Annotated in this window: 18 protein-coding genes; 5 read left to right on the plus strand and 13 right to left on the minus strand. The window is 57.4% G+C overall.

Annotation, left to right across the window (positions count from 1 at the left end):
* Positions 1 to 118: 118 nt before the first annotated feature.
* From ABI_RS21125 to ABI_RS21165, 9 genes are all read right to left on the minus strand, one after another.
* Positions 119 to 1,810 (minus strand): methyl-accepting chemotaxis protein, encoded by a 1,692-nt coding sequence (locus ABI_RS21125; protein ID WP_006275109.1) that lies wholly within the window; start codon positions 1,808 to 1,810, stop codon positions 119 to 121.
* A gap of 513 nt (positions 1,811 to 2,323) precedes the next feature.
* Positions 2,324 to 2,581: a Fic family protein gene (locus ABI_RS21130; protein ID WP_006275110.1), complete on the minus strand. Its 258-nt coding sequence runs from the start codon at positions 2,579 to 2,581 to the stop codon at positions 2,324 to 2,326.
* Positions 2,578 to 2,796 (minus strand): hypothetical protein, encoded by a 219-nt coding sequence (locus tag ABI_RS21135; protein ID WP_040309812.1) that lies wholly within the window; start codon positions 2,794 to 2,796, stop codon positions 2,578 to 2,580. The genes ABI_RS21130 and ABI_RS21135 overlap by 4 nt, the downstream gene beginning before the upstream one ends.
* Positions 2,797 to 2,966: 170 nt before the next feature.
* Positions 2,967 to 5,267, minus strand: a complete 2,301-nt coding sequence (locus ABI_RS21140) for a hypothetical protein (protein WP_006275112.1) — start codon at positions 5,265 to 5,267, stop codon at positions 2,967 to 2,969.
* Complete coding sequence (locus ABI_RS21145) at positions 5,267 to 6,184, minus strand: hypothetical protein (RefSeq protein WP_040309813.1); 918 nt, start codon at positions 6,182 to 6,184, stop codon at positions 5,267 to 5,269. Before ABI_RS21145 ends, ABI_RS21140 begins: the two co-directional genes overlap by 1 nt.
* A gap of 1 nt (position 6,185) precedes the next feature.
* Entirely contained in the window at positions 6,186 to 7,043 is an 858-nt protein-coding gene (locus ABI_RS21150) for a hypothetical protein (RefSeq protein WP_040309814.1), read from the minus strand.
* Between the two features lie 70 nt (positions 7,044 to 7,113).
* Positions 7,114 to 7,644, minus strand: a complete 531-nt coding sequence (locus tag ABI_RS21155) for a MerR family transcriptional regulator (protein WP_040309815.1) — start codon at positions 7,642 to 7,644, stop codon at positions 7,114 to 7,116.
* A gap of 739 nt (positions 7,645 to 8,383) precedes the next feature.
* Positions 8,384 to 8,914 (minus strand): GNAT family N-acetyltransferase, encoded by a 531-nt coding sequence (locus ABI_RS21160; protein ID WP_040309816.1) that lies wholly within the window; start codon positions 8,912 to 8,914, stop codon positions 8,384 to 8,386.
* 262 nt (positions 8,915 to 9,176) lie between these two features.
* Positions 9,177 to 11,441: a S9 family peptidase gene (locus ABI_RS21165; protein ID WP_006275117.1), complete on the minus strand. Its 2,265-nt coding sequence runs from the start codon at positions 11,439 to 11,441 to the stop codon at positions 9,177 to 9,179.
* A gap of 124 nt (positions 11,442 to 11,565) precedes the next feature.
* Here ABI_RS21165 and ABI_RS21170 point away from each other — a divergent pair, with 124 nt between their 5' ends.
* On the plus strand, positions 11,566 to 12,438 hold the full coding sequence (locus tag ABI_RS21170; RefSeq protein ID WP_006275118.1) for a S1 family peptidase: 873 nt from the start codon (positions 11,566 to 11,568) through the stop codon (positions 12,436 to 12,438).
* A gap of 4 nt (positions 12,439 to 12,442) precedes the next feature.
* Here ABI_RS21170 and ABI_RS21175 read toward each other — a convergent pair whose 3' ends face one another.
* Both ABI_RS21175 and ABI_RS21180 read right to left on the minus strand, forming a co-directional pair.
* The gene (locus ABI_RS21175) at positions 12,443 to 12,856 is read right to left on the minus strand and encodes a hypothetical protein (protein WP_006275119.1); all 414 of its coding nucleotides are present in this window, start codon (positions 12,854 to 12,856) and stop codon (positions 12,443 to 12,445) included.
* 8 nt (positions 12,857 to 12,864) lie between these two features.
* Positions 12,865 to 14,619 (minus strand): acyl-CoA dehydrogenase family protein, encoded by a 1,755-nt coding sequence (locus ABI_RS21180; RefSeq protein WP_006275120.1) that lies wholly within the window; start codon positions 14,617 to 14,619, stop codon positions 12,865 to 12,867.
* A gap of 173 nt (positions 14,620 to 14,792) precedes the next feature.
* Between ABI_RS21180 and ABI_RS21185 the strand changes: the two genes are divergently transcribed.
* Both ABI_RS21185 and ABI_RS21190 read left to right on the plus strand, forming a co-directional pair.
* Positions 14,793 to 16,049, plus strand: coding sequence for a YceI family protein (locus tag ABI_RS21185; RefSeq protein WP_006275121.1), 1,257 nt, complete (start codon positions 14,793 to 14,795; stop codon positions 16,047 to 16,049).
* Positions 16,046 to 16,960 carry an L-threonylcarbamoyladenylate synthase gene (locus ABI_RS21190; protein WP_006275122.1) on the plus strand — a complete coding sequence of 305 codons (915 nt, stop codon included), beginning with the start codon at positions 16,046 to 16,048 and terminating at the stop codon, positions 16,958 to 16,960. Before ABI_RS21185 ends, ABI_RS21190 begins: the two co-directional genes overlap by 4 nt.
* Here the strand turns inward: ABI_RS21190 and yaaA are convergent.
* Positions 16,957 to 17,742 (minus strand): peroxide stress protein YaaA, encoded by a 786-nt coding sequence (yaaA, locus tag ABI_RS21195; RefSeq protein WP_040309937.1) that lies wholly within the window; start codon positions 17,740 to 17,742, stop codon positions 16,957 to 16,959. The genes ABI_RS21190 and yaaA overlap by 4 nt on opposite strands.
* Positions 17,743 to 17,952: 210 nt before the next feature.
* Here yaaA and ABI_RS21200 point away from each other — a divergent pair, with 210 nt between their 5' ends.
* A complete protein-coding gene (locus ABI_RS21200) occupies positions 17,953 to 18,738 on the plus strand; it encodes a response regulator (RefSeq protein WP_006275124.1) in 786 nt (261 codons plus the stop codon).
* Between the two features lie 175 nt (positions 18,739 to 18,913).
* Positions 18,914 to 19,747 carry a response regulator gene (locus ABI_RS21205; RefSeq protein WP_006275125.1) on the plus strand — a complete coding sequence of 278 codons (834 nt, stop codon included), beginning with the start codon at positions 18,914 to 18,916 and terminating at the stop codon, positions 19,745 to 19,747.
* Positions 19,748 to 19,750: 3 nt separating this feature from the next.
* Here ABI_RS21205 and ABI_RS21210 read toward each other — a convergent pair whose 3' ends face one another.
* Positions 19,751 to 21,184 carry an FAD-binding oxidoreductase gene (locus tag ABI_RS21210; protein WP_050808380.1) on the minus strand — a complete coding sequence of 478 codons (1,434 nt, stop codon included), beginning with the start codon at positions 21,182 to 21,184 and terminating at the stop codon, positions 19,751 to 19,753.
* Positions 21,185 to 21,231 lie beyond the last annotated feature (47 nt).

The following is a 21,231-nucleotide window of genomic DNA, read 5'->3' on the forward strand; positions in this document are numbered from 1 at the left end:
CCTATGCGATTGTCCCTTTTGTCGCCACGCATGCTTCAGAGGATAACGGGGAGGCCTACCTCAACGCATTCCGCTGCAATCCTGACAAGCCGTCCCCGGCCTTCGCCCCGCTCTAACCCTAAGCCGACCTCAGCGCCTGGATAAAGCGTTCGCCCTGCACCTTCAGCCGCGATGTGGCATCGTCGATCTGCTGGGACGCGGTCTCGATATTGCGGCCCGCCGAATGGGTCTGCGCCGTCAACCCCGCCAGTCGCTGCGAAGCTTGCGCCGCGGTCTGGGCCTCATGCGAGGCGCGGCGAACGACATGCGACATCTCCGCGGTCGTCCGGGCCTGCTCATCGACCCGGCCCGACACGGTCTGGGCAATATCGTGCAGGTGCTCGACCGCCTGGATGATGTCGCGCAAAGTATCGGCCGAACGATCGGACACACGGCGGATGTCCTCGACCCGCTTGGAGATGCTGTCGGTCGAATGCGAGGTCTGGGCGGCCAGCGCCTTGACCTCGGTGGCAACCACGGCAAAGCCCTTGCCGGCTTCACCGGCGCGGGCGGCTTCGATGGTGGCATTCAGCGCCAGGACATTGGTCTGGACAGCCAAATCGTTGATCAAGGCCACGACTTCGGAGATCTGATCCGCCGCATGCGCCAGTTCGGTGATGATGGCCTCGGCGCTCTTGCCCGATTCGTAGGCGCGGCGGGCCATTTCGGTCGACGCCTGCATCCGGCCGGTGATGTCGGAGATGGCGGTATTCAGAATATCGGCCGCCGACGACACCTGGTCGACATTGCCCGACACCACCTGGGTGGCCTCGGAACAGGCGTGGGTCTGCTGATCGGTCTGACCGGCGCAGTCGCTGAGATGACGCGAGTCGCCGTTCAACGTGCCGCTGGCCGCGCTCAGCTCATGGATCGACGCTTCGAAATCGCGGCTGAAGGTCTGGCACAGCGCATCCAGGGCCTGAGCCTTTTCGAGGGTCTGCCGGTTGCCAGCATCTGCGGCTTCGCGTTCGGTCTGGGCATGGGCCGTCTGCAAATCGCTGAAATCCTTGATCGACCGCGCCATCTCCCCCAGTTCCCCCTTGGCCTTCAGGTTGAGGTGGCTGAGATCGGCCTGGCCGCGGGCCAGTTCGGCCAGGGCCATCACCATGGTTTTCAAGGGTTTGGCGATGACAAAATAGACTCCCGCAATGGTCAGACCGCACAGGATTAGCGCGACCACTATGGTGGCTCCCATCAGCGTGGCCGCGGCGCTGGCGTCGCGCTGAGCCGCACCGCGTTCCCTAGCGGAATAGGCGTCGATGGCTTCCGACACATTTTCCATGGTGCCGATCAGTTCATAATAGGCGGCATTGAACTGCGCCATCCGTCCCTGGGCGGCGGGATAGTCGCTGGCGGCCAGGGCGATGATCTCCTCGGCCATGGCGGCATAGGCCTTGACGGGTTCGGTCAGCGTGTCGGCGGTCTTGACCAGGGTCGGGTCCTTGATCAGCTCGACGTTGGCGGCGACCCGATCGCGGAAGATCTCGGTATTCTCGTTGGCGCCTTCCTGGGCGCGGGCCAGGTCTTGCGGCCGGTCGATGACGACGGCGTACATGGCAGCGACCACTTCGCCGCGGATGGCGTCGTGGGCCATGTCGGCTTCCATCTGGTTCTGCATCATCTTGGCGATCTGCGTCGATTCGGTCAGCGCAGAGCCCAGCTTGTTGACCGAATAGAAGCCCAGTCCTGCAATGCCGAGGCAAAGCACAAAACTGAGCATGGCGGCGAAGCCGGCCTTGGCGGAGATGGTGTTGAAAGAAACCCGTGCCATGGTACGTCTCTACCTGTACTGGAAAACCGTTGTTTTGGATCGCCGTCAGATTGCGGCAACAGGGTTAACGACAGGTTTCAGCCTATGCGGAAAATGGCTGATTTATGCCTTTGTGAACCTGGTGGCCGTATCGCTTCACGAGAAACTGCGCCTACAAATTACCTCTCCCCGCCCGCGGGGAGAGGACGAGAGCCGAGTGAAACGAAGGCGATCGGGTGAGGGGCCTTCCGAGGACGTTGCACTCTTGAACCTTTCGCCTCCCCCCTCCGCATTGCCCGCTGATTGTCACTTCGTTGCCGATCAGCAGGTGCTCCACTCTCAGTTCACGGGCTACGCATCTGGAGTTAACCACCGGCGATCCTGCGGCTGTAGACTTGAAGAATCTTTAACCGGGCGACGACAAAATCGGCGAAGCAGTTGAGACTTTCGTCTTCAGAATATCCTCCATCGAGGGACGTGGCGGCAACATATTCGCAGAAGACGGACGCAAACTGTTCTTAGCTATTCTGAGCTTTAGTCAATAGGTTGGCTACCGTCCTTGTTGATTTCGACCGTCCGAATTTCGCCGGCCCAGGCGTAGAGATCCTGAAAGAGATGGCGGTGAATAGCTTTAAGATGGGCGAGATCAAAGCGGCCGTAGGGCGCGCCTTGTTCGATGCGCACCTGTACAAGGTTGCGCCCAGCATATTCCAGCGTGCCATGATCTCTGAGATCCAGCCTATTACGCAGGACATCAGTGCCCGGGTAAACGTAAGGATCGTCCTCGGTCACTTGGCCAGGGTCGTCGCCCTGATTTTTATATAGGCCAGCCTGCGCTCGACGGACCAGGCCTCACGGTCGAACATATCGAACATGGCAACATCTTCGGCCGTCAGCGGGTTGTTCTCGATCTCGGCCAGCTTCATACCTTCAGCGCGACGTTCGCGACCGGCGGCGACCTCAGAGGCGGGCAGGGGGTAAAGTTCAACATAGGAATAATCTACCACAACAGACCTTAAACGGCCATCAATTTCCCGCGGCGAAAGACGGGGCACGGGCCATTCTCGCCACTGGTGCACCAGGCTCAGTTAATGACTCTGACCCATTTTCTTCCCCTCTATACTACAAAAAGCACTGAATCATGAAATATGTAATATATTCGAGCATTTAAGGCGGATTAACTGACAACCTTTTCAATCTCTTTAAGATGTCTTTTGAATATATGTCTATCAAGCTCGCTTAAATATTCACGTCCAGCATTCATTACCATCAGTCCATGGATATTTTTCAATTCTGTCTCTGTTAGTTTTTCGCCGTCTGAATTTTTTCCACTCTTGTATTGAACCCAGCAAAAAGTATCCAAGAAATTATCAGGCCACTCCTCCACCGCACCGTATAGTGTTGTTAAGATTTGTGTAAACGTGCAAAATTCCCGAATCATAAAATTCATAGAGTAATTACTAGCAAATATTTCGGGTTCTTCGACATAATAATAGCAAAAGTTATTCAAAAATTCCACCCTAGACTCAACAATGACGCCTGAGTGGCTCAATGATATGCAAGATTCCACATTTATCAGTATTTCTTCTACCGCTTGATCTCTTTGAGGAGGGTGTTTTACAATCTCCATTTGTGTTTTCAATAATGTGCTTCGTACGGAAAGCAGCATACTTGATTTGCCGTCAAAACTGAATTTGTCCAATTCACCGAGCCTTAATATCAAGGCCGTCCGAATCCCTTGAAACTGCTCCACCGTAGCACCCAGTTCACGCATGCATCGGGCAACCAAATAGTCCAGCCCAAATGTTACACTGACAAAATCCAAATCCGTCACACTGTTGCCACCGGCCTGGGCGAGGTGCTTTTTAGATTCGTCGAGGCAGGAGGAACTGGCTTTCCAGGCACCAACAGATGCATAAATATACGCCATGGCTAGGTACCACTCGATGTCGAAGAGTGGGTCTCGAGAGTCAATAGTACCGCCAATGTCTGCCATGCTCTCCAATGCGGCGAATGGATCGTTCGCATTTTCTGTTAGCAACTGCCGAATTTTTGGAGATGCCAATCGCAGATGGTTTGAAAGCGGTGTCCCATGCGGTGTGCGGATAAAAACCTGCTCGGGGTTTGGGTGGATAAAGTGCGTTGGCGGTGATTGAGCATATCGCTCGCTTTTCAACTGCACACTGACTACCCGATCTATGTTCTCCAGCATCACCGGTATTTGAAAATGCAGTTTTTCCATAGACATATGCAGATCGTTGAGAATGTCATCGATCAGGCCCCTCATCGAATTACTGCTTAGTGCTTGGAGGGCATTTAATAGCCGATCTTCGATCCCCTTGTCGGATGTTATGACTTTTGTAGCAACCTGCGCGCTACAAAATCTCTTCCAGTTGTCCATCAGCAAAGCAATGCGCCTGTTCAACCATTCAGTATCGGTTAGCATGTGAGCAATCGCTCGATCTTGTGGTGCAGCTATCCGCGAATAGGTGTTTTTCCACCAAGTCAAGTTTTGTTTACGATCTTCGGTGCTTTGACGGGAAAGCTGTCCGATACGATTGATTTCATTGAGAAACGCTCTGGGGTGCCGAACAACGTTACCTCCCGCTTCATCCCAATTCCCGATGTCTGCGTTCATTATCGAATGTAAGCTATGACTACGGCTCACTAGTACGATTTTTCGTCGAGGATGTTGACGGCCGAGCGTTAGGTTCAGATCGAAAATGTACGCCAAGGATTTCGCATCGTTGAAATTTTGGTCGGGTTTGTTGGGCCGACGCCGATCGAGTTCCGATTGCCAATGGCACAAAACTCTATCATTTCCATTAGGAAGTTCGGGACTCAGCTCCGCGATTTGCAGATATGGATTGGTAAGAAATTTCCTCAGTCGCCCAACGGCTTCAACCTGCTTATTTTCGAGTTTCACCTCAATTAAGTCTGGCATCAATGCCGTGAATGCATGCTTAAATTCAATATACGCAGGAGCCGATCGATCGATTAGGCCATCTCCGACCGCTTCTCGAGCACGCTCTAGTAGGTCACCGTATTGACTACTACTTCTAAGATCTCTAAGGCTCTTAAGCGCCTTGGCAGCATTCTGTGCGGTAGCGCGCACCGCTCCCTGCTTTATGTTCCGCGCAAAATCCATGAGTTCGACTATGTATGGAGGCAGTAGGACATATCCGTCATCCCTCTTAAACAAGACCTGCTCTAGTATGGCCTCGTGCAACGCATCTAGCGTAGAAGTTCCCATCCGGTCGAAAAATGCTCTTCCGTCATTCTCGAAAAAGAATGCCTCGGTCCGAGCAAGGCAATAGGCAAAAATCTCGCTATGATCTATAGCGTAGATGATTTTCCCCCCTTTTTCTTCAAAATCGATGTCTTCTTCGCTAGCTTCTGCGTATCGAATGTTGTTCTGGGCGAAGAGTTTATAAGCCTGTAGTGCCATTGTATCCTGAGTTGAGGTATCTATACGCATCAGTGCAGAGCCTCCGCGAGCGCTTTCAAATTCGCTGAGACAGCTGTCGGATTTGAGGCAACGAAATGAGTACGAACAGCCGTCCAAGCTCTCGACGTTTCGGAATGCAATTTTTCGATCGGGACATTGGAGCTCGTCTGAAAATAACCTTGTGAAGCAGGAAGATCCCGATCGGCTTCATTTTGGATTTCGGCGTCGATATTTATTGAGTTATAAGCTTGGGCAATGTCAGTCTTGTAAATAATCTTAAGAAAATCGTGAAGATGTTGATGTGGCAAGCGGTTCAAGTAGAAATTTAGATCGATCTCCTTGAATGCTGCCTCAACCTGCTTTCGCAAAAATTTCTGTTCAATACCTCCCGTTACTACCTGAAATCTGGAAATAAAGTTTGGCAGCGCGACATGGGACTCAATCTGAGCCTGGTAGAGAAGACAAAAATACAATATAGCGCCGAATTTTGTGAATAGCGGATCTTTGCAAAGCTTTTGAGCAATTTCAATACTATACACTGACGATATGGAATTTTTTACCGCGTCGACTAGAGTGGTGCCGAATACTACAGAAAATTCCCTACCTACGCTATTTTCATTTGCCTGCAAATAAAGCCTGTACAACACTCTCGCTAAATCCGGAGATTTAACAATGCGGCACAACACTAAGAACTCATCTCGACCATACCTCCGCTCTTCACTCAATTCATTTGCAATTAATACTTTAACTGAAATATGATCAAGAGCAGATATGATTGATCTAGACAGACTATATTTCCATCCAGCATCCTGGTTTGCTACACATCGAGCCTGAACGTACTCTGCGAAGCGGCGTGGTCCAGTATCGAAGGACTCTCCATTCACAAGCGCGTATATGACCTCGACGAAATCTTTGTATCCAAAATCTTTTGCCAGCGTGTCGATCATTTTACACCATACTATGGAGGTATTTTTTGACGAACTTAAGGCTTCCAGTAGCAACCCTTGAGATGCCGCTCCAGTCAATTTCTGGCGTTGAGGTTAATTCGCCCCAGCCGATAGCACGTGTGACCAATGTGCCTTTAAGGTGACGGCCTATAACCTCGCGCGATCCCTTGCCGTTGGTCAAAAGATTTACTGTGTATCCGAAGGTCCGCAAACTTCCATCCGTTCGGAAGATCAGGTTTGGCCCGGCATCCAAGCTGGTCGGGCGCCTAAAGACATAGCTGTTGTCCAGGCCCTCAAAATGCAAGGTTACTAGGAATTCGTCCTGATTGAAGTGATTCAAGCCCAAAAATGATCGGAGAGTATTAGGGCAGGGGGCAGTCGTAGAGAAAATATCTTCTGCATCTGCCCAAGGCGCCAACCAGACAGCGTCACGCCCTCCGCGGACAATCGCGTCAGTCAACAGGTGGGGAATATCAGCGGCTCCTAGGAAGTCAAAAAACTGGGCCTGATTATACCCAGGTGGGCGCCCCACGATCGTTATCGGATCGAGATAATAGTTCTCAAGTGTTTCGAGAGACAAGGTGGTAAATACCTCTCCTAGGTCGTCCGAATGAACCGGCCCACAGTGCAGGTAAATCGCCTTTGATTTCAAGACTTCCTGGACCGCCCGAGTCCATGTTGGAGCTTTTTGTCCCTTCAGACAAATCGCCAGATCCGTAAAGAACGCTTTTGCAAGACTGCCGTCTACGCGTCCGAGTTTCAGGTCATTGCTTAAGTTTTTGACGAACAGGAAGCCTCGATTCGATGTATAGGCTGACGACAGCGCTCTTAGGCACAAATCTTTCTTTAGATGGTCCATACCTCCCCCAATTGGGTAGCCACACCTGATCGAGATCATCCTGTTTGATATGCGTCAAAGGCGTACCTATTTAGTCCGACGACACGAGTTCAATTGCGTCCTCGAGAGCACCGGCGGGCAAGGCATTAATTTGCTTCGCAAGGTTTATGCGCCTTGCTTCATTGGCCAGTTCGACCGTCGCACTGTCAATAATCGAGTTGCGTTCAGTGATAAGCCAACCGAGCACATCGGCCAGGTGCCAAACCCCCGTGTTACCGGCGTGAACTGGCGAGGGGAATGTTGCCTCGTTTTCAGTCATCAACTTTCGCATGCCCTGGCGCGACATTCCTATAAACTCAGCCGCTTCAGTGAGGCCAACATAGTCCGGAGTCGCTTCCACGACCCTTGCGTTTGGAAGAGCGTTCTTGACATCAGAAATGGCACTTTCTAATGCGTCGAACGCGCTGGTACTTTCCCGATCAAAGGCTAGCGAAATATGACCAGCAATGCCAAGGCCAACCAAGGCATCGTCACACCCCGATTCAAACAATCGGTCGACGATTTGATCCAAGTCTGGCGTTTTCTCGCAAAGCCGGAATTTAAGAGTGAATGAGTACTTCATAGCGGCCTATTCCTTTTTCATTTTGGGTCTTTTGGCTGAGTTACACTTATCAACAACGTGATAAATGCGCTCCGCCATATCATGGGGAACCTTCGGCGTGCTCCAAACGCTAATCACGCAAAATGCACCACAACGACATTCCTTGTCATTGTAGGGGCAATATAGGCGACACCAGGCATGACCGCGGTCAACCTTTACGATTCGCCAGTTGTGTTGTTCAGCATAGTCGAGAGCAACTTCAATTTCCTTTTTGGGGTGCCGAGGGCGTACCATTGATGTCCCACTATTTAGAATTTCAAAGCCAGGTTGTCAAGTGACAACTGAAGAAATAATTTTTCGGATTGTTAACGTTTCGTTAGATTTTGTTCTAATTATCGTCACATTAGGGTAAAATTAATCTCCATTTTGCGCCACAAATGACATTCTCGTTGCGAGGGCAACGAATTTTCACCTCCATATTTCCAGTCTGCGAATCTCGGTCATTCCGTACGTGACTGCATTCAACCCTTTGATTATTTTTGTGTTTTCTTCATGCGCCACAAAGCGAAAATTTCTGCGGGCAATAACGATTCCAACCCTCCTGAAACGATGCTTTATTGGCCGTACGCTGACAATCGCGAAAATGATCTAAAAGCACGTAAACGATCTATGGTTGCGAAAAAGCCACTGTTTTTGAAGAACTAAGGAGAGCGGAGCAATATTCCCTTTCGTTCGCAAATGCTCCGACCGACGAGTAGGTCTACCCCACCCATCCTTCACCATCCGGCACATCCTCCGGCGGTCGCAAATCGCGCGTCATAAACACCACATCCAGCCAGCGGCCAAACTTGAAACCGGCGCGGGGCAGGGTGCCCGTCACGGCAAAACCGCATGCGCGGTGCACACCGATCGACGGCCCATTCTCGCCGTCACCGATGACCGCAATCATGCTGTACAGGCCTCGCGCCGTGCACAATTCGATCAACCGGTTGAGCAGCGCCTTGCCCAGCCCACGGCCGGAGGCATCCGGCGCCAGATAGATGCTGTCCTCGATACTGTACTTGTAACCCGGTCGCGTCCGGAACGGTGACGCGTAGGCATAACCGAGGATGCGGCCGTCTTCCTCCGCCAGGATATACGGCAGTCCCATGCCCTTGATCGTTCGAAACGACGCCAGCATCTCATCCTGCGACGGCGGTTCCAGCGCAAACGTCCCCGTCCCATGCAGCACATTGTGCGCATAGATGGCGGTGATCACCTCAAAATCCGCCTCAGTCGCGTCGCGTATCATGTTCACTCTCACCGATGGCGCCGACGCACTTACGTCCAGCCAAGCTTGGTTTCTACACGGACCACATGGACTTCTAGGTCAACGTGACCCGCCGCGTAGCGGCAACTGAAGGCAAGGCGGTCCACAGATTACACAGATTAGGTTCGGCGCTTAATCTGTGAAATCTGTGTAATCTGTGGATACCCTTAAAGATATTTCCGCTGCGCGGCGGGTTCGGAGAAGCCATGAAGTCCGTGTGAGGTCGTTGAAAATCCTCGCAGAACTATGTTTTCGTCCAGCCCTTGTCCTGCGCCCAGATGGCGAAGGCATAGTCGAAGGCAATCTCCTTCAGGAAGTCAAACCGCCCCGAAGCCCCACCATGCCCGGCCTCCATATTGATCTTCAACAACATCGGCGCGCCAGACGTCGACTTTTCGCGAAGCTTAGCAATCCACTTCATCGGCTCCCAATAGGTCACCCGCGGATCGCTCAAACCGCCTGTCGCCAGGACCGGCGGATAGGGCTTGGCTTCGATATTGTCGTACGGCGAATACGACACGATGTACTCGTAGGCCTGCTTGTCCTCGAGAGGATTACCCCATTCCGGCCATTCCGGCGGCGTCAACGGCAAGGACGTGTCGCTCATCGTGTTCAAAACATCAACGAACGGCACGGCGCCGATCACACCGGCCCACAACTCCGGCCGCATATTGGCGATGGCGCCCATCAGCATCCCGCCGGCCGAACCGCCATAGGCCACCACCTTGCCGCGCGTGCCGTAGCCGGCGTCGCACAGGCTTTCGCAGGCGGCGATGAAATCGGTGAAGGTGTTCTTCTTCTTGTATTTGCGGCCATCCAGGAACCAGCCGTAGCCCTTTTCGGTCCCGCCGCGGATATGGGCAATGGCATAGATCCAGCCGCGATTGACCAGGCTGAGCGAGCGGATCGAAAAGGTCGGGTCCATCGGAATGCCGTAGGAACCATAGCCGTAAAGCAAGAGGGGCGAGGAGCCGTCCAGCTTGGTACCGGCCTTCATCAGCACGGTCACTGGCACCTTTTCGCCATCGGGCGCCGTCGCATACAGGCGACGCGCGGTATAGTCGGCCGGATTGTGGCCCGACGGAATGACCTGGGTCTTCAGTAGCACCTTCTCGCGCGACTCCATATTGTAGCCAAAGGTCTGGCTGGGCGTGGTCGGCGAGGTATAGGCGTAGCGGATAATGTCGGTATCGTATTCGAACCCGCTGCCGGCCCCCAGCGAATAGGCCTCTTCATCGACCGAGATCGTATGTTCGGCCAGGTCAGACTTGCGGGTGATGACGATCCGGGTATTGGCGTTTTCACGCTCGGTGCGGATCATGTGGCGCTTGGTGACCTCGGCGCTGGTGACATAGATGCCCGGACGATGCGGCACAAACTCCTGCCACGTCGACCGCGCCGGCACGGCGGCCGTCGAAGTCATGATCTTGAAGTCGATGGCGTCATCGGCATTGGTGTAGACGATGAAACGATCATCCCAGTGATCGAGGTCGTATTTCAGGCCCGGCGTGCGCGGTTCGACCACCACCGGCATGGCGGTAGGATCGCTGGCCGGGATCAGCCACGATTCGCTCGTTTCATGGTCGCCGGCGCCTATGACGACAAAGGCTTCTGAACTGACCGCGCCGATGCTGATGAAGAAACCCTCGTCCTTTTCCTCGTAGATCAGGACGTCTTCGCCGCCGCGCGCCGGACGGCGGAACACCTTGGCGGGGCGGGAGTTCTCATCGCGCCAGATCCAGTAGATATATTGCGAATCCTTCGAAAAGACGAAGTCACCGGCACTGGAGGTAATCGGGTTGGGCAGGATCTCACCGGTCGCCAGGTCGCGGACCTGGATGGTGTAGTATTCCGAACCCTGCGTGTCCTCGCCCCAGGCATAAAGGGCGTGGTCGGAACTGTGCTGGGCGCCGGAGGCCTGGTAATAGTCGTGGCCTTTCGCGCGCTCATCCTCGTTGAGCAGGATGTATTCCGCCGCCCGGGTCAAGTCGGTCGACGGCACACCGTCCAAGAAAGGTGTGGTCGACCTCGGCCGGCGCGCCAGGATCGGGTGCTGGCCACCCTTTTCGAAGCGCGAATAATATTCCCACGGCCCGTCCGGCGACGGCACCGAGGCGTCGTCCTCCTTGATGCGGCCCTTCATTTCCTCGAAAATCTGGGTCTGGAGGTCCTGGGTTGAGGCCAGCATGGCGGCGCTGTAGGCATTTTCCGCGATCAGGGCGGCCTTGACGTCGGCCTTGATCAGGCTGGGGTCGCGAAGTACGGCCTGCCAGTTATCGTCCTTCATCCAATGATAATCGTCGCTGCGCTTATAGCCCAACTGCTCGATTTCGAAGGGCTTTTTGGCAGGGGAGGGTGCTGTCGGCAGGGTGGTCTTCGGTTGAGGGGTCACAGGTGGGGCGGCTTTCTTGCTGGCGGGGTCAGGTGTGGCGGCAAAGCCAAACCCGGCGACAAAACTGGTCGCTACGGAGGTGAAAATGATGTTTCTACGATTCAAGTGGCTTTTCATGAGGCCATTCACCTGACACATTAGGATTAGTCGAAAGACGCGGCAAGGATTGACCCATTCCCAATAAGCCGTCAAACAGGTTGTTGGGTCTGTTACGATTTTTCCCGGGGGAGAACGCGCCTCGATGTTTGTTGACCTGACGGTAGACCTGATCGAGGCCACAGTGCAGCTCGATCAGCCGATCAATGAAGCCAAGCGGATGGTCGGCACAGGGTTCCTGGTCGAGGTGCCGCAGGCTGACGGTAAGACTCAGGTGGTCCTGGTCACCGCGGCCCACGTCTTCGAAAAGATGCCGGCGCCCGACGTCCGCGTCGGCTGGCGCTATCAGAACGCTCAGGGCGCCTGGTTGTATGAGCCGTCGACCATCAAGATTCGCACCGCCAATGGCCCGGCCTGGTTTCAGCATCCGACCCAGGACATCGCGGTCATCCCGGTCCAGGCACCGGAAAGCTTCAAGGACCAGGCCATCCCGCAGTCCATGCTGGGCGACGAGACGACCTTCATCACCGAAAAGGTCAGGGCCGGCGAAGAAATGATGACGCTGGGCTACCCGCACGGCCTGTCGGCCAATGTGGCGGGCTTCCCGATTCTTCGCGCCGGCAAGGTGGCCTCTTACCCGCTGTCGCCCTCGACCTCGTATCCGACCTTCCTGATCGACCTGACGGCGGTGCCTGGCAATTCCGGTGGTCCGGTTTTCATGACCACAGCAGGCCCCAAGGGGAAAACCTTCGTTGCCGGCGTGCTGATCAAGCAGGTCGAGGACGACAATCAGCGCCTGGAGCTGGGCGTGGTCGCCGATGCGGTGTTCGTTCACCAGACGATCGAGATCATGCAAAGAGGGCAGGCGACGGGCGCCCTGTCTCAGCCGCGTCTGACTCCGGGCTTGCCGGCGCCGGTCAAGACGCCGGGCGGACCGACGACGGACACTCAGGACATGACCGACCGCAAGACCGACCCGGCCGGCCAGGCCGCCAAGCCCTCGGGAACGGTGAACTGAGGCACTACCTCACGGCTGCGACACCCGGAATTTGCGTCACCGCAGCAAGAAACTCTTCTGCGTCGGAATTAAGCTGCGACTGGCTGGCCGGGAAAAGCCCTTTGCCCTTGTAGAAGGCCGCCGACACCGGTGCGCTGGCGCCATAGCGGGTGATATTGACCTCGCGGTTTTCGTCGCGCAGCAGGATGACCAGGTTGTCCGCCGATCCCTGAGAATTGGCGATGCCCAGTTTTTCGGCGACGGCAAACTTGCGCACCTTCTCCGCGAACTCGGCCTCGGCCTGGGGGGCAACAGTCAGAGTCACCGTCCGCACCGGCATGATGACCTCGCGCCGCGGATTGTTCAGCGTAACATACGCAACGCCACAGGCCGCAATGGCGGCCACCGCTATCAGGGTCTTCTTGAATCGAAACCGCATGCCACCTCCTAGTCGAAGGCGAGGTTTAGGCCGTCCAGAGGCGCAAATCCAGCCTTGATCGCCGCCAGATGCGCCGAAGCGTGCGGCAGCACATTGGCAAAATAGACCTGCATCAGCTTGACCCGATCGGCCAGCCACGCCACGTCACCCTCAGCCGACCTGGCAGCGACCGCGCCCTTCAAAAGCATCCAGCCGCCGATGACGTCACCGGCCAGTTGCAGATAGGTCGTCGCCCCCGTGGCGACGTCCAGCGGCGCCGCCGTCTTCTGAGCGAGGAGGTGCTCGGTCGCCGCCATGAAGGCGTCGAGGGCCTCCTCAAGCACCTTGGCTTCCTTCGAGAAATCCAGAATTCCAAATTTCAGGAAATGTACGATGTCGCCGGCCAATTCCATGGCCGCCATGCCGTCGGACCCGAGCTTGCGGCCGACCAAGTCGGCGGCCTGGATCCCGTTGGTTCCTTCATAGATGGGAGCGATCCGCGCATCGCGGTAGTATTGTGCCGCGCCGGTCTCTTCGATAAAGCCCATGCCGCCGTGGACCTGGACGCCCAGCGAGGCGACCTCAACCCCGACATCGGTCGACCAGGCCTTGGCGATCGGTACCAGAAAATCCTCGCGCCGCTTGGCACGCAGGCGTTCATCCTCGTCTTCGGCGACCTTGCCCTGATCTATCGCGGCTGCCGTCAAGAAGCAGATGGCCCGCGCCGCCTCGGTCTTGGCCTTCATCTTCGCCAGCATCAGCCGGACATCGGGGTGATCATAGATGGCGGCGCCGTCCTGGCCGGTGATCAAAGACCTGCCCTGTTTGCGGTCCTTGGCGTAGGTCACCGCCTGCTGCCAGGCGGCTTCGGCGACGCCAACCCCTTGAAACCCAACAGCTAATCGGGCGGCATTCATCATGGTGAACATGGCGGCCAGCCCGCCGTGCGGTGGTCCGATCAGTTCGCCTTGCGCACCTTCGAAGGCCATCACGCAGGTAGGAGAGGCGTGGATACCCAGCTTGTGCTCCAGGCCCACACATTTGACACGGTTGCGTTCGCCGGGTTGACCATCGCTGCCCACCAGGAACTTCGGACACAAGAACAAGGAGATGCCGCGCGTGCCCTTCGGCGCGTCGGGCAATCGCGCCAGCACGAGGTGGACGATATTCTCCGCCCCACCGTGCTCGCCCCAGGTAATGAAGATCTTCTGGCCGTGAATGGCATAGGTGCCGTCGCCGTTTGGCTCGGCCCTGGCCGCAAGGGCCGCCAGGTCGGACCCCGCTTGGGGCTCGGTCAGGTTCATGGTGCCGGCCCATTCCCCCGAAATAAGCCTTGGAAGATACAGGTCTTTCTGCGCCTGGGTGCCATGGGCGTGAACGGCTTCAATGGCGCCCTGGCTAAGGGTGGGCAGTAGAGTAAAGGCCATGTTGGCGCCATTGAACATGTCGAAACAGGCCTGTTCCAACGTCTTCGGCATGCCTTGCCCGCCGTAGGCGGGATCAGCCGCCACGCCGTACCAGCCGCCACCAGCATAGGCCTTGATCGCATCGAGGAAACCCGGTGCCACGGTTACCTGGTCGCCGTCCAGCTTGCTGCCATGGTCATCGCCCACCCGGTTCAGCGGCGCCAGCACCTCGCCGGCCAACTGTGCGGCGGCCTCCAGCACGGCATCGCGCAGATCCCCGTCGACATCGGGAAAGGCCGCCGTCCCGTACAGCTTGGGTTGATCGACAACATGGTCGAGGCAAAAGGCGATATCCTTGATGGCGGGGCGATAGGTCATGTGGTTTTCCTCTGGCCCAATAGGTAACCCCGGTCGCCGCGGGTGGCAAGAATAATTTACGTGAACGTCAACTTGCGGAAACTGAAATGGTTTTGATTACATATCTTTCCGGGTGACGCGGGGACGGCCTGTGCTATATATCGCGCCTTCCCGAACCGCCGGAGACCTGGCTGATGTCTGACTCCCCGCTGACAACCACGTCCTACAATGCTTACAGCCGCTGGCTGCACTGGATCCTGGCCTTCCTGATCCTGTTCATGATCTTCCTGGGCTGGAGCCTGGAGGACCAGGACACTCTGAGACGGACCCGCTTCGACCTGCACAAGTCCGTCGGCATGCTGATTCTGTTGCTCAGCTTCGTCCGTATCGGGGTGCGCCTGGCCTACAAGGCCCCGCCTGAACCGCCCATGCCGCGCTGGCAGGCCTTGGCCGCCAAGGCGCTGCACATTGGCTTCTACGTTGTGATGATCGGCATGCCCCTGTCGGGCTGGCTGCTGGTCTCGACCAATGTGCGGCCGATCCCCTTCTTTGGCCTGTTCGACTGGCCGCACCTGCCGGTCCCGAAGACCGAGGCGCTGCATGAGTTTTTCGAGGAGGGCCACCACCTCATCGCCAAGCTGATCATCTACGGCATGGTGCCGTTGCATGTCCTGGCGGCTCTGAAGCATCAGTTCGTCGACAAGGACACGGTGATGCAGCACATGGTGCCGGGTCTGACTCCGAAGCCGATCCTGAACTGGCGCTGGATCCTGCCGGTCGGTATAATCGTGGCGGCCTTCGTGCTCGGGCGGTTCGCATTTCTGGGCAAGCCCGTCGAAAAACCAGCCCCGCCACCAACCTCAACAGCTTCTACGGCATCAACGGCACCGGCCGAAGCCTCTGCCACGGCTTCGCAAGCGAGCGCTTCCGAAACCAGCTCGGTCAGCGAAAAAGTCACCAGTTGGACAGTTGACAAGGCGGCCAGTTCCATCCGCTTTGCGACCAGCCTGGAAGGCGATGCGATCAATGGCAGCTTCGGCGGCTATTCAGCGCGCATCGACTTCGACCCGGAGCAACTGGACAAGTCCCGCGTCAAGGTGACCATCGACCTGGCATCGGCCACCACCGGCAACAGCGACTATGACGGCACCATGAAGGGACCGGATTTCTTCAATGTCCCTGCCTCGCCAAAGGCGGAGTTCGAGGCCAAATCCTTCACGCGCAAGGACGCCACGCGCTACGTTGCCCACGGCACGCTGAAACTGCGTGGGGTGTCGAAAAAGATCGACTTGCCATTCACCTTGACGATCAAAAACGGCGTGGCGGATATGACCGCCTCGGTGGATATCGATCGCACGGCCTATGGCGTCGGCGCCGGTGCGTACGCCGGTACCGATGCTGTTCCCGCCAAGGTGCCCGTCACCATCAAGCTGCGGGCCCGCGCGGCATGACGGTTGCCGCCGCTATAGCGGCGCTGCGCAACGGTGACCTGATCCACCTGCCGACCGAGACCGTCTATGGTCTGGGTGCGCGTGCCGATGATCCGGCCGCTGTGGTCAAGGTCTTTGAAGCCAAGGGCCGGCCGCGGTTTAACCCGCTGATCGTCCACATCGGTTCGGTCGAATCCGCCGCAGCGATCGGCGTCATGGATGAGCGCGCGCTCGCGCTCGCCGATACCTTTTGGCCTGGCCCCCTGACCCTGGTCGTGCCAGTGCGCGATACGGTGGCCGCCTGCGACCTGGCGCGGGCAGGTCTGGACAGTGTCGCCCTGCGGCTGCCGTCCCATCCGCTGGCCCTGGAGGTCCTGCGCGGCTTCGGCGGCGGGGTCGTGGCGCCTTCGGCCAACCGTTCGGGCCGGCCCAGCCCGACAACCCAGGCCGACTCGCTCGAAGAGACAGGTACGTCTGTGGCGGTATCGCTGGATGGAGGCGCCTGTCAGGTCGGCGTCGAATCCACCGTTGTCAGTTTGTTGGGTGACGCGCGCTATCTGCGCGCCGGCGCGGTCACCCGCGCCCAGATCGAAGCCGTCATTGGCCCGTTAGCGGCTGACGATACCGAGGGGCATCGCTCACCGGGGCGCCTCAGCCTGCACTATGCACCCGACGCGCCGGTACACATCAATATGGAAACGCCTCCGCTGGGCGCGGCCTATCTTGCCTTTGGTCCGACCGATTACGCCGGCCCGGTCATTCAGCTGAGCGCCAACCGCGACCCGGCCGAAGCCGCCGCCAATCTGTTCAGCGGCCTTCGCGAAGCCGACCGCCTGAATCCGGTTTGTATTGCGATCGCGCCAATCCCCGGGGACGGTATCGGCGAAGCTATCAACGACCGTATCCGCCGCGCCGCCGGGTTTATCGGCTAAGCCTCTTCCTTCTGCTTTGCAGTGACGGCCTCTGGCTGGGGGCGGGTAAACACCCAGTCGTCGCCCGTGGTCAGGTCGGCGCGGAACGTATAGCCGGCCACCTTGAAGTCTTTCAGGCCTTCCGGACGATCGATGCGATGATCGATCATATAGCGCGCCATCAAGCCGCGCGCTTTCTTGGCGAAGAAGGAGACGATCTTGGCCTGGTTGCCCTTGATCTCCAGGAAGCGCGGGCTGACCACCGGGGCCTTCAAAGCCTTGGTCAGGGCAGCGCGTGAATATTCGGTGCTGGCCAGGTTGACGACCGTATCACCGTTCAATTCGGTCTTCAGCGATTTCGCAATCGTGTCGCCCCAGAATTCGTACAGCGAATGGGCACGGCCGGTCTTCAACTGCGATCCCATCTCCAGCCGGTACGGCCGGATACGGTCCAGCGGCTTCAGCACCCCGTACAGTCCCGACAGGATACGCAGATGATCCTGCGCCCAATCGATGCCGGAGGCATCCAGGGTACGCGCTTCCAGCCCGACATAGACATCACCATCGAACAGGAAGGCGGCGCTCATCGCCGCCTGATCCTCGAAACCCTGAAACCGCTGATAATTCAATTCGCTCAGCGCCTTGGAGATATCCATCAACTCGCCGATGGCCTTTGGCTTCAAACGTTTCAGGCTCTTCAGCAGCTTGGCAGTTGCCTCAGGAAAGCGCGGTTCGGTGCCGGCAGGTGCGCCTTCGTGCGGCGTGGAGTCGAGCGATTTGGCGGGAGAAATAAGGGTCAACATGTCTGGGCTTTCGGCTCCGGATTCGGTACCGACCATGATAGGAAGACCCGGTCTGTAACGCAATCTCGCGCTTTCCGGATGATTAAGTTGTTCAATGGTCTGAGTTTTTCGCGAAATCTTCGCGATTTTTGGTCGCAACCGTTTACCTTGGCCTAACCGGTGCGTGTTAGGGTAACGCCCAACGAACGACACCGCCGGAGGATGTGACGCATGTCATTAGGTACGGTCTTAGTGCTCGAAGATAGCCGCGTTCAGGCCCAACTGATCTCGAAAATGCTGACCGCCCTGGGCTGGTCGGCCGTTATGGCGTTCGACCACAAGACCGTCTACCAACTCCTGCGCAGCAGCAATGTCGACCTGTTGTTGCTCGATGTCTATATCGAAGGCGGCAATACCCTGCTGCACCTGCCGGAAATTCGCGACCTGTCGTGTGACATTCCAGTGGCGATCATGACAGCGGGCGGGGCAGGGGGGCAGGCCTTGAATGCGACGCTGAATGCTGCGCGCCGGGCTCAGGCCGATTTTGTCCTGCCCAAACCCTTCACGCCGACCGATCTGCGCGTCATCCTCGACGAAGCCTATCAGATGCGCCGGTCACCAACGCCGCCGAAGCACATTCTGGTGGTCGATGACTGCCGCGTTGTCCGCAAACTGACCACGTCTGCGCTCGCCGAAAAAGGCTATCGCATCAGCGACGCCCGTTCGATGGAAGAGGCCTTCGAACGCATCGATATCGCCCATGTTGACGTTGTTATCACCGATATTTTCATGCCCGGTATGGGGGGCATCGAAGGCATAGCCATCATCAAGGCGACCTGGCCTGAGGTCTCGATCATCGCCATGTCGGCCGGTGTCGACCAAAAGGTCGGCAATACCCAGGCCCTGTCGGCGGCTCACCATATGGGCGCCCATGCCCTGCTGCCCAAGCCGTTTACGGCGTCGGATCTGTGCTTCCTTGTTGACGCCGTCCTGACCGAACGCAGTATCGCTGCTTGAAAACGGTTGCATAAATGTGTTTTGACGAAAGCGTCAATAATAACAACGTTTTACATGCGTTTTCAGCTTCTTAATGGTTTTGTTTGACACTTGATAAAAGGCTAAAGGCCCAGCAAGGGCAGACAAATTGGTCTAGAGCCGGATGGGGTTCCGGCCCAAGGCAAGGGAGGCGCGTATGAATTTGGGCAGCGTGCTGATCCTGGACCAGAACCGGGAGCAAGCCCAGCGTATTTCGACGATGCTGGGAGCGCAAAAGTGGACGTCCGTCCTCAGCTTCGATCAGCGAATGGCTATGCGCCAGTTGAAGGCCAATCGTTTCCACCTGCTGCTGTTCGATGCCTATTCTGATGGTATCGCCAAGGCTGAAGTTCTGGGGAACCTGCGCGCGGAGTCGCATGACGCGCCCCTGGCCCTGATGTCCAACCATGTGTCGAAGGGCCAACTGATGAAGTCGGCCGCCGACGCGGCGCATATGGCCGGCGCGGATTTCGTCCTGCCCAAGCCGTTCAACCAGGACAAGCTGAAAACCCTGCTGAACGATACCAACGCCTACCATCGCAAACGGATGAAAGAACACCACATTCTGGTGGTCGAGGACGATCCGGAGCTGCGCGGCGACGTTTGCCGTGTGTTGAAACAGGTGGGTTACAAGGTAGCGTGGGCCGCCAATATGGAAGACGCCTTCTTCGACCATAATCTGGGCATGATCGACGTCGTGGTGACAGCGGTGCTAATCCCCGGTATCGGTGGTATCGAAGGTACGGCCCAGATCAAGCGCGATTGGGAACATGTTCGCGTCGTGGCGGCTTCAGAAGGCGTCGACGACAAGATCACCGCTGTCCACGTCCTGGCCGCGGCCAAGGCTGCCGGCGCCGATGCTCTGTTGCCCAAGCCTTACACCATGCGTGACATGCTGTTGAGCGTGGCCAGCGTGATCCGTGCCAAGGACGCGCCGGAAGAGGTCACAACGGCCGCCCAGGACGCGATTGACGCCATCTTCGCGCGCTAACCTTTAAAACAACACGTGCGGGTTCATGATCCGCTTGGGGTCGAGTGACGTCCGTACCGCCTGCATCGCTGCGATCGTCACCGGATCCTTGTACAGCAAAGCCTCACCGGTCTTCATACGGCCCAGCCCGTGCTCAGCCGAGATCGAGCCGGCGTAGGCGTGGACCAGGTCATGAACCACCTTGGCGCCGGCGTCGCGCAAACCATTGAATTCCCCCGCATCCATGCCTTCCGGCACGATGACGTTGAAGTGGACATTGCCGTCCCCGACGTGACCGAAGGCCACCAGCCGTGCGCCCGGCAGGAAATCCTGCACCGCCTTGTCGCCTTCGATAATGTATTCGGCCATGCGTGACAGCGGCACAGAGATGTCGTGCTTCCACGCCGGTCCTTCGGCCTTTTCCGCCGCCGAATGGTCCTCGCGCAGGCGCCAGAACTCCGCCGCCTGGGCCTCGTTCTGGGCGATGACGCCGTCCAGGATCAGGTCCTCTTCGAAGGCCGCGCCCAAAACCCGTTCCATGCTGGCCGCCGCGCCGTCCGGATCGCCCGACGCCACTTCGATCAGCGCATACCACGGATACTCTGCTTCCAGCGGTTCGCGCGTATCGGGAATATGCTTCAGCACCAGCGACAGGCCATAGCGGCCCATCAGCTCAAACGCCTCGACCTGACCGCCGGTCTCCTGCTTGGCGCGGACCAGCAGATCAATGGCCTTCTGCGCGGATTCGAAGGCGACAATGGCGGTCGAGCGCGAATTCATGATCGGGAACAGCTTCAGCGATGCGGCGGTGATGATGCCCAGCGTCCCTTCGGCGCCGATGAACAACTGCTTCAGGTCGTAACCGGTATTGTCCTTACGTAGCCGCTTCAGGCCGTGAAAGATGTCGCCATTCGGCAGCACGACTTCCAGACCCGATACCAGGTCGCGCGTCACGCCATAACGCAGCACCGCCGTGCCGCCGGCATTGGTCGAGATGACGCCGCCGACCGTGGCTGTCCCTTCGGCCGCCAGCGACAGCGGGAAGTAGCGCCCGGCACCTTCGGCGATCTGCTGGACCTCCAACAGGGTCAGGCCGCTTTCCAGCACCATGGTGTCGTCGGTGGGCGCGACATCGCGCACTGTCTTCATGCGATCCAGGGAAATCAGGATCTCGCCGAACGGGATTTGGCCGCCAACCAAACCCGTATTTCCGCCCTGGGGCGTGATGGCCACGCCGGCGTCGAAACAGATCTTCACCACGGCGGAAACTTCCTCGGTCGTCTTGGGAAGAACGAGGAGAGGGGTGTGGCCCTTCCACTTGCCGCGCCATTCCGTCAGTTTGGGGTCAACACGGCTGGGGTCCTGACTCCAGCCGGCCTCTCCGACCACGGCCTTGATACGGGCAATGACCTCAGCGGCGACGGCAGGTGTTTCAACAGCAGGGGCGGGCGTGGACATCGGCGGGACCTTGTTGGACTATGGCGCTGCGTTAAGCGAGAGAATCG

Source organism: Asticcacaulis biprosthecium C19 (assembly GCF_000204015.1).
Taxonomy (GTDB): domain Bacteria; phylum Pseudomonadota; class Alphaproteobacteria; order Caulobacterales; family Caulobacteraceae; genus Asticcacaulis; species Asticcacaulis biprosthecius.